15 protein-coding genes and 2 pseudogenes are annotated in these 19275 nt (G+C 28.2%); all 17 read left to right on the forward strand.

Translation table 11 applies throughout. The features are described from left to right. Position 1: 1 nt before the first annotated feature. The gene (locus HBE96_RS00905; RefSeq protein ID WP_169295887.1) at positions 2 to 3376 is read left to right on the forward strand and encodes a glycosyltransferase; all 3375 of its coding nucleotides are present in this window, start codon (positions 2 to 4) and stop codon (positions 3374 to 3376) included. Positions 3377 to 3592: 216 nt separating this feature from the next. Then, positions 3593 to 5557 (forward strand): glycosyltransferase, encoded by a 1965-nt coding sequence (locus tag HBE96_RS00910; RefSeq protein ID WP_243186791.1) that lies wholly within the window; start codon positions 3593 to 3595, stop codon positions 5555 to 5557. Positions 5558 to 5593: 36 nt separating this feature from the next. Next, positions 5594 to 6640 carry a glycosyltransferase gene (locus tag HBE96_RS00915; RefSeq protein WP_342590141.1) on the forward strand — a complete coding sequence of 349 codons (1047 nt, stop codon included), beginning with the start codon at positions 5594 to 5596 and terminating at the stop codon, positions 6638 to 6640. A 95-nt stretch (positions 6641 to 6735) separates the two neighbouring features. Beyond that, positions 6736 to 8481, forward strand: a complete 1746-nt coding sequence (locus tag HBE96_RS00920) for a motility associated factor glycosyltransferase family protein (RefSeq protein WP_169295888.1) — start codon at positions 6736 to 6738, stop codon at positions 8479 to 8481. 139 nt (positions 8482 to 8620) lie between these two features. Beyond that, positions 8621 to 9001 carry a DUF8042 domain-containing protein gene (locus HBE96_RS00925; RefSeq protein WP_169295889.1) on the forward strand — a complete coding sequence of 127 codons (381 nt, stop codon included), beginning with the start codon at positions 8621 to 8623 and terminating at the stop codon, positions 8999 to 9001. A gap of 75 nt (positions 9002 to 9076) precedes the next feature. Next, a complete protein-coding gene (locus tag HBE96_RS00930; RefSeq protein WP_169295890.1) occupies positions 9077 to 10117 on the forward strand; it encodes an SDR family NAD(P)-dependent oxidoreductase in 1041 nt (346 codons plus the stop codon). Further along, positions 10117 to 11130 carry an ATP-grasp domain-containing protein gene (locus HBE96_RS00935; protein ID WP_169295891.1) on the forward strand — a complete coding sequence of 338 codons (1014 nt, stop codon included), beginning with the start codon at positions 10117 to 10119 and terminating at the stop codon, positions 11128 to 11130. The genes HBE96_RS00930 and HBE96_RS00935 overlap by 1 nt, the downstream gene beginning before the upstream one ends. A gap of 27 nt (positions 11131 to 11157) precedes the next feature. Further along, positions 11158 to 11883 carry an HAD family hydrolase gene (locus tag HBE96_RS00940; protein ID WP_169295892.1) on the forward strand — a complete coding sequence of 242 codons (726 nt, stop codon included), beginning with the start codon at positions 11158 to 11160 and terminating at the stop codon, positions 11881 to 11883. Positions 11884 to 11946: 63 nt separating this feature from the next. Then, positions 11947 to 12336: a hypothetical protein gene (locus tag HBE96_RS00945; RefSeq protein WP_169295893.1), complete on the forward strand. Its 390-nt coding sequence runs from the start codon at positions 11947 to 11949 to the stop codon at positions 12334 to 12336. A 205-nt stretch (positions 12337 to 12541) separates the two neighbouring features. Next, entirely contained in the window at positions 12542 to 13294 is a 753-nt protein-coding gene (locus tag HBE96_RS00950) for a cytidylyltransferase domain-containing protein (protein WP_169295894.1), read from the forward strand. Positions 13295 to 13315: 21 nt separating this feature from the next. Beyond that, positions 13316 to 14371 (forward strand): pseudaminic acid synthase, encoded by a 1056-nt coding sequence (gene pseI, locus HBE96_RS00955; RefSeq protein WP_169295895.1) that lies wholly within the window; start codon positions 13316 to 13318, stop codon positions 14369 to 14371. A gap of 110 nt (positions 14372 to 14481) precedes the next feature. After that, positions 14482 to 15297 carry a flagellin N-terminal helical domain-containing protein gene (locus tag HBE96_RS00960; protein ID WP_169295896.1) on the forward strand — a complete coding sequence of 272 codons (816 nt, stop codon included), beginning with the start codon at positions 14482 to 14484 and terminating at the stop codon, positions 15295 to 15297. Positions 15298 to 15437: 140 nt separating this feature from the next. Then, a pseudogene (locus HBE96_RS00965) lies at positions 15438 to 15570 on the forward strand (sugar phosphate nucleotidyltransferase); the annotation flags it as partial. Continuing rightward, positions 15561 to 15910, forward strand: a pseudogene (locus HBE96_RS26090) (GDP-mannose 4,6-dehydratase); the annotation flags it as partial. The pseudogenes HBE96_RS00965 and HBE96_RS26090, both read left to right, overlap by 10 nt. Before the next feature lie 53 nt (positions 15911 to 15963). Beyond that, entirely contained in the window at positions 15964 to 16737 is a 774-nt protein-coding gene (locus HBE96_RS00970) for a GDP-L-fucose synthase family protein (RefSeq protein WP_342590142.1), read from the forward strand. A gap of 83 nt (positions 16738 to 16820) precedes the next feature. Continuing rightward, on the forward strand, positions 16821 to 17894 hold the full coding sequence (rfbB, locus tag HBE96_RS00975) for a dTDP-glucose 4,6-dehydratase (RefSeq protein ID WP_169295897.1): 1074 nt from the start codon (positions 16821 to 16823) through the stop codon (positions 17892 to 17894). Positions 17895 to 17913: 19 nt separating this feature from the next. Beyond that, positions 17914 to 18771 (forward strand): glucose-1-phosphate thymidylyltransferase RfbA, encoded by an 858-nt coding sequence (gene rfbA / locus HBE96_RS00980; RefSeq protein ID WP_169295898.1) that lies wholly within the window; start codon positions 17914 to 17916, stop codon positions 18769 to 18771. Positions 18772 to 19275 lie beyond the last annotated feature (504 nt).

Consider the following 19275-nt stretch of genomic DNA (forward strand, 5'->3'; position numbering starts at 1 on the left):
AATGCAAGACGATCAGTTTACGATATACAAAAAAAAAGCTAAGCAAGCTATAAGTGATCTTATTAATAGTAATGTTCTGGATCAGGCTAAAAAACTAATAATAGAGTATGAAAGTATAGTAGATGATGACATAGAGATATGTTCATTTAAGGCTGTAATTGCTATTATGGAAAATAAAATAGAAAAAGCAGAAAAAGTATTACTTGATGGTATTAAATATGAAGAAAATAATTTTGATTTGAATTATAATCTGGCATATGTATATGAAGTGATGAAAGAATATGAGCTATCTTATGTATATTATGACAAATCAATAGAATTGTCGTCAGACAAAAGGACAAAAGATGAAATTGGATTTAAAATGAAATTTATGTTAGAAAATTATGTGGTTAATAGGCATAAAACTAGTATTATAATTTTAACATATAATAACTTTCAATATACTAAACAATGTATTGAAAGTATAAGAAAATTCACAGAAAAAAATAGTTATGAAATTATAGTGGTAGATAATAACTCAACAGATAAAACAATTGATTGGCTAAAACAGCAAAATGACATAAGACTTATATCTAATGAGAATAACCTAGGTTTTCCTAAAGGTTGTAACCAAGGTATAGAAATATCAACTGGAGATAGTATTCTTCTTCTAAATAACGATACTATTGTTACTCCTAATTGGCTTACAAATTTAAACAAAGCGTTGTGGAGTGCTAGAAAGATTGGAGCAGTAGGAGCTATTACTAACAGCTGTTCATATTGTCAATCAATAGATGTAAATTATGATAGTATTGATGAAATGATAAAGTTTGCATCAAAGAATAATATATCCGATAATTCAAAATGGGAGGAAAGAATAAGACTTGTAGGTTTCTGTATGCTTATAAAAAAGAAAGTAATTGATGAAATAGGAACCTTTGATGAAAGATTTACACCAGGTAACTATGAAGATGATGATTATTCTTATAGAATTTTAAATGCAGGATATAAACTACTGTTGTGTAAAGATACATTTATACATCACTTTGGAAGTGTTTCTTTTAAAAAGGGAATTTATAAATATGAAGATTTATTAGACACAAATTCGAAAAAATTTGAAGAAAAATGGGGATTTAACTCTAAATACTCATCTTTTATGAACAGAGAATTGGTAAAATTCATAGATAAAGATAAAGATAAAAAGTTAAATGTTTTGGAACTTGGTTGTGGTTGTGGTGCAACTTTACTTGAAATAAAAAATGTATTTAAAAATGCTAATTTATATGGTTATGAATTAAATGAAAGTTCAGCTAAAATAGCCAAAAAATTTGCTGATATATCTACTGGAAAATTAGATTTAAGATATGAAAAAGAATTTTTTCATTATATCATAATTAATAAAAATGCTTTTGATTTAAAAGGAATTTTAAGTGATATTAACATATTAAAAGATTTTTTAAAGGATTTGGGAAAAATATTTTTTGTTATTTCTCATGATACTAATATAAATTTAAGCTTATTAGAATATAACTCTAATATATTAAAAGGATTCATTGGGAAAGTTAACAAATGCGAGTTTTGTAATATAGTAGAAATTAAAAAATTAAATGATATTGGGTTATATGAAAAAATACTAACAATAAGTGAAAGTGATTCTACAACAAATATTCTTAACGATATTGTTCAGATGATAGATAAGGATAAAAAGGTTTGTGATAAAATAATAAATTTTCTAGAATTTATTAGTAACAATAACAAAATTACTGTAATTAATAAGATAATAAGTTCGTGTATAGAAAATAGAAGGATTAATAATATTTCTCATCTTATTAATAAGGTATTACAATATGATAAATATAATAAACAAACCCTTAAAAATATTAGATGTTACACTGAACTAATAGGAAATGAAAATGACATTTTTGATATTAATGAAATCTTAAATGTAAGGTACAAAGAGTTAAATATTCAAGATGAAAAAGATACTGTGAGAGAAGGGTTAGAAAGTGAAAATACGATAGACAATAATAACAAAAGTAATGCAGTAGAAGAAGTTGTCATAACATGCAAAGGCAATGTATCAAAACTGTTTAGTTATTTTGGGGAAAATTCGTTTATAGGAAAACATTATAGAATAAATGGGATAAATTATGTGTATATCGGTAACAATTCTTTTATTAAAGATAACTGTTGGTTAAATATTGCTGTGGAGGATTCTAGTATTGAACCTAAGATAATAATAAAAGATGGGTGTCAAATAGGAAGTAGGTTTACGTTCTCTATATCTAATAAAGGAATAATTGAAAAAAATGTAATAATCGGGCCAAATGTTTATATTTCTGACTGTGACCATAATTATAAAAATATAGGAATTCCAATTATGTATCAGGGTATTACGTCTATGACTAATGAAATTACTATAGGTGAAAATTCCTGGATAGGAGTAAATTGCGCAATTGTTGGTAATGTTCACGTTGGAAAAGGATGTGTTATAGGAGCTAATAGTTATGTAATAAGGGATGTTCCAGATTATTCAGTAGTAGTAGGAAGTCCTGCAAAAATAATAAAGATGTATGATACCATTAGTCAAGATTGGATCAGAGTTAGAAATGATGAAGAAATTGAAAAGGTACTAAACAACAGAAAAAGAAAACCATTAATATCAATTTGTATACCAACATTTAATAGAGCTAAAGAATTGGAAAAATGTCTACATTCGATATATAGTCAAATAGGTGATGATAGTTTATTTGAAGTTTTTATTTCTAATAATAATTCCACAGATAACACTGAAGAGATAATATATAAATATAAAAGCTTATATAATAATATAACCTACAATAAAAATAAAACAAACATTGGTGCAGATAAGAATATTGCTTTAACAATGGAAAAGTCAAGTGGCAAGTATATGATTTTGCATGGAGATGATGATTATTTTAAAGATAATACAATATATCAACTGATGAATATTATAAATACTAATAAACAGAGCTCTTTGTTTTTTATAAATGTACTTAGTAATGAAAATCAAATTAAACTATGTAAAGGAATTAACGAATTCTTAAAAGAAGCATCTATTGGAGCAGACTTTATTTCTGGAGTGATTATTAAAAGAGAAGAATATGAAAAAGTTAATGAACCATTTAAGTTTATAGATACCTGCTTTAACCAAATCTATTTACAATATAGTATATTGTTGAATAATCCTCAATTTGTTTTGATAAATAGTCCTTTATTCTATTATGAAGGTAATAAGCCCAATGGATATAATTTTGATAAGGTATTTATAAAAAAATATTTAGATATTTTAAATTATTTTGTCCAATATGGCTTAGATGAAGAAATCATAAAAAGAGATAAGCAAAAAATATTAGAAACAACTACATTACCTTGATACAAAAAAATAGTTGAAAATAAAATAAGTTTTCATATAGCTGAAAAAGAAAATATAATTTTAAAGTTTTATATGGAACTTTTTTCTTAGGAGTTTATCTAGTAATTATAGATGAAAGACTTAAATATATTACAGAGTGTATTAACGAATTCTTTAAATAATGTGGAATATAAGGGAATATAGAATAGTAGTAAAATTTATATTTAAGGTGAAAATATGAATAAAGATATTAATTTAATGGAAGAATATAAAACTAAAATAAAATATGCTGTAGAACAGAATATAAATAGTGGCAAAATAAATGAAGCTAAGCAGTTAATAAGTGAATATGAAAAGATAGTAAAAGGTGATATTGAAGTTTGCTCTATAAAAGCAGTTATATACATAATGGAAAATGACTTATATAGTGCAGAAGAAATCTTAAAAGAAGGTTTTGCAATAAATAGTAAATCTTATGATTTGCTATATAACATGTCTTATGTGCACCAACTTAAGAATAACAAGTTCTTAGCAGAATATTTCATGAATGAGGCCAATAATGCATTAAATAAGGATAAATACAATGAATATTTGTCGGCCGAATTTAGAGTAAAAAAATCTAAATACGATACAGAAAAGGCAAAAGTAGGTAGTGCGCCAAGAGTACTAATAGGGAGTACTATAAGACAAAAAGTAGATATATTAAAAGAGTTTTTCAAGTCATTATCAGAACTTTATATTCAAGATTATAATATAGATTTTATATTTTTTGATGATAACAAAATAGAAGAATCGTCAAGATTAATAGAAGAATTTAATATCGATAGTTGTAAAAAGGTAATAATAAAGGGTGAAAAATCTGGCAATTATATTTGTGATGATAAAAGTCATCAATGGAAAGATGAGCTCATATGGAAGATTGCTAGATATAAAGATAAGATTATTGATTTTGCTAAAAAAAATAATTACGATTACTTATTCCTAATTGACTCTGATTTAGTTCTTCACCCTGAAACATTAGAGAGATTGATTTCAACTGGTAAGGACATAATATCAGAAATATTTTGGACAATATGGAATATAAATGATATTGGGAAACCCCAAGTATGGGTCAGTAGAAACTACAATCTGTATTATGAATCACAGAGTGAGAATTTGAGTGAGAAAGAAAAAAAAAGCAGAATAAATGGATTCATTAAGGCAATGAGGATACCTGGAGTTTATGAAGTTGGAGGATTGGGAGCCTGTACTTTGATTAGCAAAAAAGCTTTGAATAGCGGTGTATGCTACAAGAAAGTAGAAGGTATTGCATATAGAGGTGAGGATAGGCATTTTTGTGCTAGAGCTTTAAGACTTGGATTAAAACTATATGTAGAAACAAGCATACCTGCATATCATATATATCGTGAAACAGAGTTAGCTGGTGTTGAAGAATATAAATATAATAATAAAAAGTCAATGATTTATAGTTATAATAATTTTTCAAGGACTTCAGTAAAATCTCAAAATAATACTGTAACATTAGCTATGTTAGTAAAAAATGAGGCGCATAGATATTTAGAAGGAGTTCTTACAAAGGCTTCAAAGTATGTTGATAAGGTTGTAATATTAGATGATGGAAGTACAGATAATACTGTGGAGGTATGTAAAAGAATTTTAAAAAATGTTCCACATAATATAGTTTCAAATAAGACGTCTAATTTTAATAATGAAATAGTTTTAAGAAAACAATTATGGAATTTAGCATTGGAAAGTAAAAGTGATTGGATATTATGCCTTGATGCAGATGAAATATTTGAAGATAAAATTAATATTGAAATAAGAAACCTTATTAATCAACCATATTATGACTACTTTGATTTTAGATTATATGATTTTTGGGATAAAGAACATTTTAGAGAAGATAAGTATTGGAGTGCACATAAACACTATAGAAGCTTTCTTATCAGATATCAGCCTAATTTTAAATATATATGGAATGAAACACCTGTACACTGTGGAAGATTCCCATTAAATATATATAATCTTCCTGGTTCAATAAGTGATTTAAGAATTAAACATTTAGGATGGGCAAATGAAAAAGAGAGAATTGAAAAATATAAGAGATATATGGAACATGATAAAGATTTTAGATATGGCATAAGAGAGCAATATGAATCAATTCTAGATAAAAGTCCTAGTTTAATTAAGTGGGAGGAATAGCGAAGGAGTTTTAATGGATATGATAGAAGGTGCTAAATGAGGATGATAACTCTTTGTATGATAGTAAAAAATGAAGAATTAAATTTAAAAAAGTCTCTCAAAGCTGTATCATGTTTTGTAGATGAAATGATAATAGTAGATACAGGATCATCGGATAAAACTAAAGATGTAGCTAAGGAATTTACTGATAAAGTTTATGATTTCAAATGGTGTGATGATTTTGCAAAAGCTAGAAATTTTGCGGTGTCAAAGGCATCAAATGATTGGATATTAGTATTAGATGCAGATGAGGTAATTGTAGATTTTGATACTGATAGTATTTTAAAATTTATAGAGGATAAAAATAATTCTAAAGTTGTAGGAAGAATAAAAATTATAAATTTTCTAGATTTCAGCAGCAAAAACAGGACTCAGACAGAAAGATTAAGTAGATTATTTAATAAAAAATATTTTCATTATGAAGGAATGATTCATGAGCAAGTTACCGCTCTAGATGGAGAAAGTTATAGTGCAGTACAAGTAGATATTACTGTTAATCACTTTGGATATACTAAAGAGGTATTAAGTGAAACATCAAAGCTACAAAGAAATATAGCATTATTAAAAAAAGCTGTAGAGAACAATCCTAAAGATTCTTATTATTTATATCAGTTAGGCAAAAGCTATTATTTAAATAAACAGTATAATATTGCTTTGATAAATTTTAAAAAAGCATTAAAATTTATAGATAATTTTAATTATGAATATGCAGAAGATTTAATAGAAACCTATGGATACTGTTTAATTAACACAAATCAGTATTTAGAGGCTTTATATATAGAAAAATATAAAGCTTATTACTCAAAATCTCCAGATTATAATTTTTTAATGGGACTTATTTATATGAATAATGGTAATTTTAAAGAAGCAATAAATAGTTTTTCTGTATGTACAGCTTATAAAGAAGGTAAAATAGAAGGGATTAATTCATATTTGCCTTATTATAATATAGGTGTAATATATGAATGTCTTGGAATTAAGGATAAATCTATAAGTTATTATAAAATGTGCGGAAGTTATGAACCAGCTTTAAAAAGGTTATAAAAGGTAGGGAACAGTGTAAAAACTGTTCCTTAACTTTTGTATAGAAATCTACGATAAAACTCATAGAATAAAATATTATAAAATCGGAGGACAAAATGAATAATCAATATTACTTAGAAACCTCAAATGATGGCAAAAATATAATTAGAGTTGTGAGCGAAGATAAAAAAGTATATATAGGAAGTAAATATTCAGTAGAAAGAGATATAAATAAATTTACAGGAGATTTGGGAAGTATAAATGGAAATACTATAATTTTAGTATTTGGCTTAGGAACTGGTGAACATATAAGAGAATTGCTGAAGAATGTAATGGATAGTAATAAAGTTATAGTAATAGAGCCAAGTTTAGAAATTGCTAATTTGTTTTCAAATATAGAAAATTCAAAATATATTATTTCTGATAAAAGAGTAAAAATGTTTGTTTACGATAAAAAAAATATTGAGAAGAATTTAAATAGTAGTATAGAAAGTTGCGAAATAGATAATGTTAAATTCATAAGCTTTGCAAACTATTCATCCATATTTGAAGGTGAATTTAAACAATTAAGCACTTATTTAAGAAAAGTTATTCAAAATAAAAGAATAGGAAGGGATACTATTAATTTCTTTTCACAAATATTGTTTCAAAATTTTATTAGAAATATGAAGCAATGTGCAAGATGCGGCGTTATAAATTCTTATAAGAATTTGTTCCAAGGAAAACCAGCAGTTATCGTTTCAGCAGGACCTTCCTTGGAAAAAAACATACACTTATTAAAAGATGTGCAGGATAAGTTTATTATAATATGTGGAGCTAGAACGTTAAAAGCATTAAAAAATGCAGATATAACTCCAGATTTTGTATGTGCAGTAGATCCTCAAGATATTACTTATACTATAATGAAACATAACCTTGATAATACAGTGCCTTTAGTATTTATGGATTCTGCAAACTACAAAATTGTTCAAGAATATAAAGGAAATAAAATAATGTTTTCTAATGAAGGAATGGAAACCTATGTAGAAAGCATAACAGGCAAAAAGGTAGATTCACTGCTTCAAGGAGGTTCAGTAGCCCATGTATGTATGGGTTTAGCTATTTATTTAGGATGTAATCCTGTTATATTTATAGGACAGGATTTAGCTTATACAGGAGATAAGTTTCATGCACTAAGTGCTAAGGCTATGGAAAACCCAGGAGATGTGGCTGTAACCTATTTAGAACAACATAAGGATCTTTGGCTTGAAAGTGAGAAAAGTATATACGTAAAGGATATAAATGGAGAAATGGTGCGTACAAGCATACCTTTAAATTCTTATAGAGAAGAATTTGAAGAACTTATGGAAAAGTGTATTGGTATAACTTTTATAAATAGCACAGAAGGTGGAGCTCATATAAAGGGAACACAAGTAATTCCTCTTAAGGCTTCAATAGATAAGTATGGTGTTGAAGAAATAAGTAAAAATATAAGTTTTCAAGATACTATAAAAAAGGAAACTGTTGAAAACAATTTAAAAATAGTGAAAAACAATTTAATAGACATAAAAGAAGCATGTGAAAAAGGTATAGAGTATGCTGAAATGATGTATATGTATTACATACACAAAAAGGGAATAAATATAAATAAGGTATTTAGTTCATTAGATGAAATAGATTCTAAAATAAATGATATACAAAAGATAGGAATAATAGCGTACCTACTAGCACCATATGTAGATAAAGTTTTAAATGATGAAAAGTATGCAGAAAAGTTAAATGAGCTTGAGTATGATTCAGGAAAAAGAATGGCAGAAAAAAGTAAGTCATTGTATGAGTGTATATCAAAAGCTGTAGAAGAGGCGTTAAAATATATAGATTAAGTTTACAATATAACAATATAAAGGAAAATTTCACTAGCTAATAAAAATTATTATATGAATTGCTATAATTAAGTAAGTTTTTTATAAAAACTTACGATAAGTATAAAAGAGAGCTTATGCGGTTTAGGAGGAATAAAATATGAACGAAGAGTCTATAAGAGCAATTGAAGAATTTAAAACTGTTCAAAGAGATACAATGCCATTAGCTTCAGAGTATGTAGCAAAGCTTAAGAATGGTGTGGATATGGCAATTAATAAGTTCCAGTCAGGAGAAAATGAAGAAGGAATTAACTTATCTTCATATATAGAAGAAGGTCTACAGTGGCTTATAGAAGTAGCTAGGCTTACTAAGGATGTTCAATATGAGGAAATGTCTGAAGAACTTATGTCAAAAAAATTAGATATGTTTGTAGATGCCTATGAAAACAAAGATTATACTCTAATGGGTGATGTTTTAGAATTTGAGATAAAGCCTTTATTAGAATCATGGGAGAAAGTTATAAATGCTGCTAAGTGTTAAGAAAAGGCCTCGTACATTTTTTATGTGTGAGGTTTTTGTTTTAATACAAAATATTTTTAATAAAGGAGTTAAAAAATGACCTATTACACAAATAAAAGAATTTTAATAATAGGTGGTACTGGTACCATAGGTCAGGGGCTTGTAAAGGAACTTATAAAACATAAACCTAAAGTCATAAGAATATTGAGTAGAGACGAATACAAACAATTTATAATGCAAAATGAGTATGGCAGCGGTGGCATGTTTAGATTCTTTATTGGCGATGTAAGAGATTATGATAGAGTGGAAAGAGCAATGAATGGTATTGATATAGTATTTAATCTTGCAGCTATGAAGCATGTACCAGCTTGTGAATATAACCCATCGGAAGCTATAAAAACTAATGTTAATGGAATGGAAAATGTTATAAAAGCAGCTGTATATAATAAGGTTAGGTGTGTTATATTTACCAGTTCAGATAAGGCTATAAATCCTACAAATTCTTATGGAGCTACAAAGCTTTTAGCAGAAAAGTTAGTTCAAGCAGCCAATTATAGTAAAGGTCCTGTGGAAACTAAATTTGTAGCTGTAAGATTTGGAAATGTAATTGGTTCTAGAGGTTCAGTTATACCATTATTTAAAAGACAGATATTAGAAAAGGGAAAAGTAACAGTTACAGATGAGAATATGAGCAGATTTATGATGACTTTGGATCAGGCTGTAAAGCTTACTATGAAGGCTGCTGAGATATGTTATGGTGGAGAACTGTTTATATTAAAAATGCCTGTAGTTAAATTGAAGTATTTAACAGAAGTAATTATAGATGAAGTTTGCAAAAAATATAGTATGGATTTTAAAAGCATAAAGGTGGAAAATATAGGCTTAAGACCAGGTGAAAGAATGTATGAGGAACTTATGTCAGAAGAAGAATCTGAATATGCTTATGATTTAGGAAATATGTATGCTGTAATACCAACCACCTTTAATAAAAGCGAATATGAAAAATTTTATAGGAATTTTAAACATTCAATTAGAAAAAGTTATACTTCTAATGATATAGAACCTGTAACAAAGGATGAAACTAGAAACCTCATATTACAGGGATTAAATGTAGGCATTGAAGGAGGAATGGTATAGTGAAGCTACTTATAACAGCCATAGGAAAAAGAGTACAGCTTATAAAGTATTTAAAGACAAATTGTACTATAGTGGGGGTTGATGCAGGAGATAGCGCTCCTGCATCAAAATTTGTAAATAAATTTTATAAGGTGCCTAGATTTACCGATGAAAAATATATAGACTCTATTTTAAATATATGCAAGGAGGAATTTATAGATTTATTAATTCCACTTCATGAATATGAGTTTAATATATTATGTAAAAATAGAAGTAAATTTAAAAATGTAGGAACTACTTTGTTGCTAAGCAACGAAGATATAATAGATATATGTCAGAATAAATTAAATACTTATAACTTTTTTATTAAGAATAAAATAGGATCTCCTAAATCTTATTCTAAGGAAAAAATTCTAGAAGTTTTAGAATATCAAAAGGATGAAGAGATCGTAAGAAATTTTTTTGAAAAAGAGCTTGATTTGATATTTCCATTAATAGTTAAGCCTGTTAATGGGATGGGAAGTGAAGGAGTATTTAAAGTAAGCAATATAAAAGAATTAGAGTTTTTTATAAATTATGTAGAGAATCCTATAATACAACAATACATAGAAGGTACAGAGTATACTATAGATGTACTTTGTGACTTAAAAGGTAAGCCTATATCTATAGTACCTAGAGAAAGATTGGAAGTGCGATCAGGAGAAGTTTCTAAAACTAAAACTGTAATGCATAAAGAGATAATAGAAGAAACCCATAGACTCCTTGAAGCTTTAGCTCAATCAGTTAGTGATAAAGAAGGAGTATCTATTATGGGGCCATATACAATACAGTGTAAAGTTACAGAAGATAATAAAATAAAATTTATAGAAATAAATCCACGTTTTGGAGGAGGAGTACCTCTTACTTTTGAAGCAGGAGTGGATTATGGTAAGTATTTCAATATGATGATAAATGGAGAAGAGATAGACCCTATAATTGGGCAATTTAAAGAAATGACGATGCTTAGATATGATGATGCAGTATTTATCGAATAAAATTCCTATATCAAGAGAGTGAGAAGTATGATAAAAACAATTATTTTTGATTTAGATGATACATTATATAGAGAAAGAGATTTTGTATATGGAGCCTTTAAAAAAGTATGTGAATATTTAGCTTTAAAATTTAATAAAGATTACGAAAAGCTTTATAATAGTACTATAGATATTTTGAATATTCAAGGTAGAGGAAGAATTTTCAATATGTTATGTGATAAATATAATATAAACGAAGATATAAGTAATTTAGTAGACATCTATCGAAATGCAAAATCAAGTTTAACGCTTTATGGAGATGCATTATATTTTTTAGAAGAATGCAGTTTAGGTAATATAGCATTAGAAAAAAATTCTTTAGGTAATAAAAGAGTTGAATTTAACTTAGGAATAATTACAGATGGAAAAGCTTCAGTTCAGTGGAATAAAATCAAGGCTTTAAAGTTACAAAATTATATAGACAAAATAATAGTTACAGATGATTATGGGCTTGATTATTGGAAACCTAATGAGTTTGCTTACAAAGAAATGATGAAATATTTTAATTGTGAAGCAGAAGAATGTATATATGTAGGAGACAATCCTAATAAAGATTTTATAGGTGCTAGAAAAGTTCACATGCATACTGTACGGGTAATTAGAGAGATAGGTGATCATATGAGTACTTTTTTGGATGAAACTTATGAAGCGGATTTTATCATTAAAAGTTTATATGAATTGAAAAATATAATATATAAATGTAATTATTTATAGGTTGAATTTTTAATGTTTAGGTGATAAAATTTCAATAAGTATTAATGTTGTAGGAGGTGTAAAATGGACAAAGAATTATTAAAAGCACTAGGCGAATTACTTGATGAAAAATTAGGATATGTAAAGAAAGACATTAGCAGTTTAAAAGACGATGTAAGTAGTTTGAAAAATGATGTAAGTAATGTGAAGAATGATGTAAGTAATATAAAGAATGATCTAAGTAATATGAAGAGTGATATTGAACTTATTAAAACTCAACAAAAGGAGCATGGTGTTATATTAAGAATACTTGAAGATAAAGCTAACACTAATAAAGCCGAACATGACAAATTAAGTAATGATATTATTCATTTATCAGCAAAAGTTGAAGACATGAGAAAAGATTTGGCAACAGTAGAAGTAGTTACAGCTAGAAATATGGAGAATATAGCAAATTTGAAGATTATAAAGTAAAATATTTTTATGAATATATATTGAGGAACGTGCAGTTAGTAAATTGCATGTTTTATTTTTATTTAGAATTATTAATTATAAACGATATAATAATTAACAATATAGGAAATTTTAAAACTAAGTAATAAGTTTATTAAAGGATAAATTAGAGAAATTGAATTAATCTATGTATAAATAAATATTACAATATTGAAAGGAAATTAATATGAAAATATTATGCATAATACAAGCTCGTATGGGATCGGAAAGATTACCAGGGAAGGTTATAAAACCTATAATGGATAAGCCTATGATACTTTATACTTTAAATAGATTAAGCAAAAGTAAATATATAGATAATATTGTTTTAGCTACATCTACAGAAGAGAGAGAACAGTTGCTAGTAGATGTAGTGAAAAAGGCTAAATATGATGTTTTTAGAGGACATGAAAGTAATGTTCTCAAAAGATACAAGGATGCATCAGATAAGTTTGGCGGAGATATAATCATAAGAGTTACAGGAGATTGTCCATTAATTGATGCTGAAATAGTAGATAATGTGATAACTTATTTTAAAACAAATGATTATGATTATGTAAGATTAGATGTGCCAGATACTTTTGTAAGAGGATTTGATGTAGAGATATTTACTAAGGCTGCGCTGGATAAGGTTGATAAGACAGTTAATAATATAAATATTGATGAAACAAAAAATACAGAAGAAATTAATATGTATAAGGAACACGTTACTTATTATATTTATAAACACCCTGAAGAATTTAAAATAGGATATGTAAAGGGAAGTAAATTTTACAACAAAGACTACAGATTATGTGTAGATACAAAAGAAGATTTTAACTTAGTAGAAACTATATATAATAATTTTAAAAATGAATTTGTTTCTGCAAAAGAAGTTATAGAATATTTAGACAATAATTCTGAAGTAACTAAAATAAACAGGAATATAAAACAAAGATAAATGTACAATTGGGAGGATATTATGGAAGATTATATACAGATAGGTAATAAGAAGGTGGGAGGAAATAATAGTACTTTTATTATAGCAGAAATGTCAGCTAACCATAATCAAGACTTTAATAAGGCTTTGGAGATAATAAAAAGAGCAAAGGAAGCAGGAGCAGATGCTATAAAGTTACAGACATATACACCAGATACAATAACCTTAGACTGTGATAATGAGTATTTTCAAATAAAGCAGGGGACTATATGGGATGGAACAACTCTTCACAAGTTATATGAGAAAGCTTATACTCCTTGGGAGTGGCAGCCAAGACTTAAAGAGGAAGCCGAAAATGAAGGCTTAATATGCTTTTCTTCACCCTTTGATAAGACAGCAGTGGATTTCCTAGAGAAAATGGATGTTCCTGCTTATAAAATAGCATCTTTTGAAATTACTGATATACCCTTTATAGAATATATAGCATCAAAAGGTAAGCCTGTTATTATGTCTACAGGTATAGCTACTTTGCCAGATATTGAAGAAGCAGTAAATGCTTGCAAAAGAATGGGTAATGAACAAATTGTATTATTAAAATGTACTAGTGCTTATCCTGCACCAATAGATACAGTAAATTTAAGAACTATACCTAATATGGCAGAAACCTTTGGCACAGTTGTAGGTTTATCAGACCATACATTAGGAACTCATGTATCAGTGGCATCCATAGCCCTAGGAGCAAAGGTAATAGAGAAACACTTTACAATAAGCAGAAGTGAAGGAGGACCAGATTCAGCATTTTCTATGGAACCATCAGAATTTAAAGAAATGGTAAAGGGCATAAGAGATGTAGAAAAAGCATTGGGGACAGTAACTTATAATCTAACAGAAAAACAAAAGAGAAGCAGAGAACATTCTCGTTCATTATTTGTTGTAAAAGATATAAATAAAGGAGAACTATTTACTGAAGAAAATGTTAAAAGCATAAGACCTGCTTTTGGTATGGAGACAAAGCATTTTAAAGATGTTATTGGTAAAAAGGCTTCTGTGGATATACAAAAAGGAACTCCAATGACGTGGAATTTTGTAGAACGATAAAGTTTAGTATGTATAAAATTAACTTATGTGTAACTATATTCTTAATTTTCTATTTGTGATACTATATAAATAGGATAAATAAAAATTTAAATTAAGGATAGGTGAGTGTTATGATAATAAATCATAACTTAAACGCTATGTATGCATTAAATTGTATGAATAGAGCGTATGGAGCACTTAGTAAGAATATGCTAAGATTATCATCAGGACTTAGAATAAATAGTGCAGCAGATGATCCAGCAGGACTTATGATTTCAGAAAAAATGAGAGCTCAGATAGCAGGTTTATCCCAGGCAAGCAGAAATATACAAGATGGTATTTCCATGATAAACACTGCAGATGGAGCTTTAAATGAAGTTCATTCTCTTTTACAAAGGGGAAGAGAACTAAGTGTTCAAGCAGCGAATGGTACTTTGTCACCTGAGGATAAAAAACATATACAGATTGAAATTAGTGAAATAAATAAAGAACTAGATAGTATATCTGGTAACACAGATTTTAATGAAAATAAACTTTTAAATGCTCCAGCAAGTGGCAAAAAACTTGTTTTACAAGTAGGAGCAAACCAGGGACAGAATATATCAGTAAATTTGTGTAATGCTAGCAGTGTAAATTTAGAGGTGGATTCAGTAGATGTAACAGTAGATGCTCAAGGGGCAATAACCAAATATGATAAAGCTATAAATGCTGTTTCAAAACATAGATCTTATTTTGGTGCTATGCAAAATAGGTTAGGGTATGCCCTTAATGTAACTAATACTGAGGAAGAAAATTTAACTGCAGCTGAATCTAGAATAAGAGATTTAGACATTGCAAAGGAAATGATGGATTATGCTAAGAACAGTATTATACTTCAAGCTGCTCAAGCAATGCTTGCTCAGGCAAATTCCCAAGCTAAATCAGTGTTGAAATTATTAGAGTTTTAAAATGGTTAAAAACTGCAGAACTAAGCTTTTGCAGTTTTTTTGTGTAATTATATGTAAAATGATTTGTTACATAAAGTTTATAAAAATGGCTACGATAAAAGTAATAGTTTTTATATGAAGAAAATCATGGAGGAATGATTATGCTTTGTGCATTAATAATGGCAGGTGGGAAAGGGAGAAAGGTTTTGGCCACTTTCCACAGAAGAAAAACCTAAACAATTTTTAAATCTTTTAGGCAAAGATACTATGATACAGATGATTGTGAAAAGATTGGGCTAGATGAAATATATAATCTAGGGCTCAAAGTCATGTATAAGTATCTTTTGAGGTACCTGAGTATACAGCAGAAACAGATGCTATAGGAACTTTGAGAATATTAGATGCTATAAAAGAAATGGAAATGAAGAGTAAGTTTTATCAAGCATCCGCTTCTGAATTATTTGGAGGAATGCCAGGTACAGAACCACAAAGTGAAAAAACTCCATTTTATCCAAGAAGTCCATATGCAGTAGCTAGGCTTTATACTTATTGGGTTACGATAAATTATAGAGAAGCTTATGATATATTTGCATGTAATGGAATACTTTTCAATCATGAGTTACCAAGAAGAGGTCACAGAGGCCTTGTTGGTTCTTCTATAATTAGAAATTTACAGGAAAAGGATACTTGAATATAATAGGAAGAACTCATAAGAAATTAGATTTGACAAATGAAGTTAACGCAAGAAAATTTTTTAAAGAAAAAAGACCAGAATATGTATTTTTCGCAGCAGCTAAAGTTGGTGGTATTACTGCAAATAATACATATCCAGCAGATTTTATATATGAAAATTTAATGATTCAAAATAATGTTATAGAAGCAGCTCATGATTTTAAGGTTAAGAAGTTACTATTTTTAGGAAGTTCTTGTATATATCCTAAAAATTGTCCACAACCTATAAAGGAAGAATATCTTTTGTCAGGTTATCTAGAACCTACTAATGAGGGGTATGCACTAGCAAAAATATCAGGACTTAAAATGTGCCAATTTTATAAAAAGCAGTATGGTGATAACTTTATAAGTGTTATGCCTACAAACTTATATGGACCTAATGATAATTATGATTTAGAAATATCTCATGTATTGCCTGCACTTATAAGAAAATTTCATGAGGCAAAAGTGAATAATAATCCTTATGTGGAAGTATGGGGAACTGGTAAACCTTTAAGAGAATTTCTACATGTACATGATATGGCTGATGCTTGTGTGTTTTTGATGGAGAACTATGATGGAGATGAATTTTTTAATGTGGGTACAGGTAAAGAAGTTATTATAAAAGAATTGGCTGAGGTAATAAAAGAGATTGTGGATTATAAAGGTGAGATTAGGTTTGATGGGAGTAAGCCTGATGGCACACCTAGGAAGCTTTTGAATGTATCGAGGTTAAAGAGAACTAGATGAAGTTATAAGGTGGAGCTTTATGATGGAATAAGATATACATATAAAAAGATTTCAATAAGTACTAAAGTTGTAGAGGTGCTAAAATGAAGACTTATTTAGTAACTGGAGGAGCAGGATTCATAGGTTCAAATTTTATAAAATATCTATTTAATAAATATAAAGAGAGAGAAATAAAAGTAATAAATTTAGACAACCTAACCTATGCCGGTAACTTAGAAAATTTGAGAGAAATAGAAAGCAAAGAAGATTACAAGTTCATAAAGGGTAATATATGTGATAAAAATTTATTAGAAAGTATATTTATCAAAAATGATATTGATTATGTTATAAATTTTGCTGCAGAGTCCCATGTGGATAGAAGTATTGAGGAACCTGAAATATTTGTAAAGACCAACATTGTAGGGACTCAAAATTTAATTGATAGTGCTAAAAAACATTGGCAAATAGAAAATGAATTTATAAGAGGTAAAAGATTTATTCAAGTTTCTACGGATGAAGTCTATGGTTCACTAGGAAATGAAGGTTACTTTACTGAAGAAACTTCATTATCACCTCATAGTCCATATTCTGCAAGTAAAGCGTCAGCAGATTTAATTGTTAAAGCATACTTTGATACATATAAAATGCCTATAAATATAACAAGATGCTCAAATAATTATGGCCCCTATCAATTTCCAGAGAAGTTAATACCACTTTTGATAAATAACTGTTTAAAGCACAATGAAGTACCAATATATGGTGATGGCAGGAATATAAGAGATTGGTTATATGTGGAAGATCATTGCAGTGCTATAGATTTAGTTGTAAGTAAAGGGAGGTTAGGGGAAGTCTATAATATAGGTGGCAACAATGAAAAGGAGAATATATACATAGTTGAATATATAATTAAAATTTTAAGTTATATGATTAAGGATATGAATATAAATGACAAATTAATAAGATATGTTAAAGATAGAAAAGGTCATGATAGGAGATATGCAATAGATGCTTCAAAAATAAAGGTAGAACTAGGATGGAAACCTAGGCATAATTTTGAAGAAGGTATTATAAGTACAATAGATTGGTATTTAAAAAATAGAAATTGGTTACAAAATGTTACTTCAGGTCAATACGAAAAATACTATAGTAAAATGTATTTAGATAAAGTAAGTAGATAGGAATAAGATGGTGATTTAAATGAAGGGTATAATATTAGCAGGTGGTAGGGGAACAAGACTATATCCAGCAACAAAAGCTGTAAGCAAACAAATGATTCCAATATATGATAAACCAATGATATATTACCCTCTTTCGGTTTTAATGTTAGCTGGTATAAGGGATATTCTAATAATATCTACAGAAAGAGACATAAAGCTTTTTCAAGAACTTTTAGGAAATGGGATACAACTGGGAATGAATTTTACATATGAAATTCAGAAAGAACCTAAGGGAATAGCAGAAGCATTTATAATAGGAGAAAAATTTATTGGAAAAGATACAATAGCACTTGTATTAGGTGATAATATATTCTATGGACAGGGATTTTCACCTGTACTTAAAGAGATTTCTTCATTAGAGGAAGGAGCATATGTATTTGCTTACTATGTTAATAATCCTGAAGCTTATGGTGTAGTAAATTTTGATGATACTGGGAAAGCTATTTCAATTGAAGAAAAGCCACGGCAACCAAGGTCTAATTATGCAATACCAGGATTATATTTTTATGATAATTCTGTAATAGAAATAGCTAAAAGTATTGAGCCATCTGGAAGAGGTGAACTTGAAATATCAGATATTAACAAAATATATCTTCAAAGGGGTATGCTTAAGGTTGAAGTGTTAGGAAGAGGATTTGCATGGCTTGATACAGGAACTCATGAATCTTTACTTGAAGCAAGTAATTTTGTACAGACAGTACAAAAAAGACAAGGTTTATATATTGCATGTATAGAGGAGATTGCATATAGGGAAGGGTTTATTACTAAAGAACAATTAATAAAGCTAGGAAAAAGTCTTAGTAGTAGTAATTACGGAAAATATTTGATGATTATTTAATATTAGATAAATAGTTAAGGATTTTTTAGTAGCTTATTTATAATTATATGATGATGAAGGTAATGTTAACGTAGATAATAAAGAAAAGAATGTTATGGCAGTGTATTGTTAGTGAGTAGCGATGTAAATAGTATAAACTTTTTTATGTTCAGGCAGCCTTTTGCTTTTTAGTAAAAGGTTGTTTTTATTATGGACTTTAGTCTGTTGAGATCGCGTAGCAGGCGAAACAATAAACCACCCGCTATGCGCAACATCATAAACTTAAGGAATCTTGATTTAATATTTTAATTTATCAGGTTTCCTTATTTCTATATATGCATTAAAATTAAGATAGTGTAAAGTTTGCTATGAAAAAATAACGCTCAAAAAATATGCTTGTAAGAGCTCATGAGGTTGCTTATTTTTTCAAAGATAAGATTAGGTTGCTATAATCGCCACCCTTGACTGCATGACAAATAAATGCACTGAAGTTATCACCGACGGCGAAGAAACTCAAAAACAGAT

The sequence above is a fragment of the Clostridium muellerianum genome, from assembly GCF_012926525.1.
In the GTDB taxonomy this organism is placed as follows: domain Bacteria; phylum Bacillota; class Clostridia; order Clostridiales; family Clostridiaceae; genus Clostridium_AM; species Clostridium_AM muellerianum.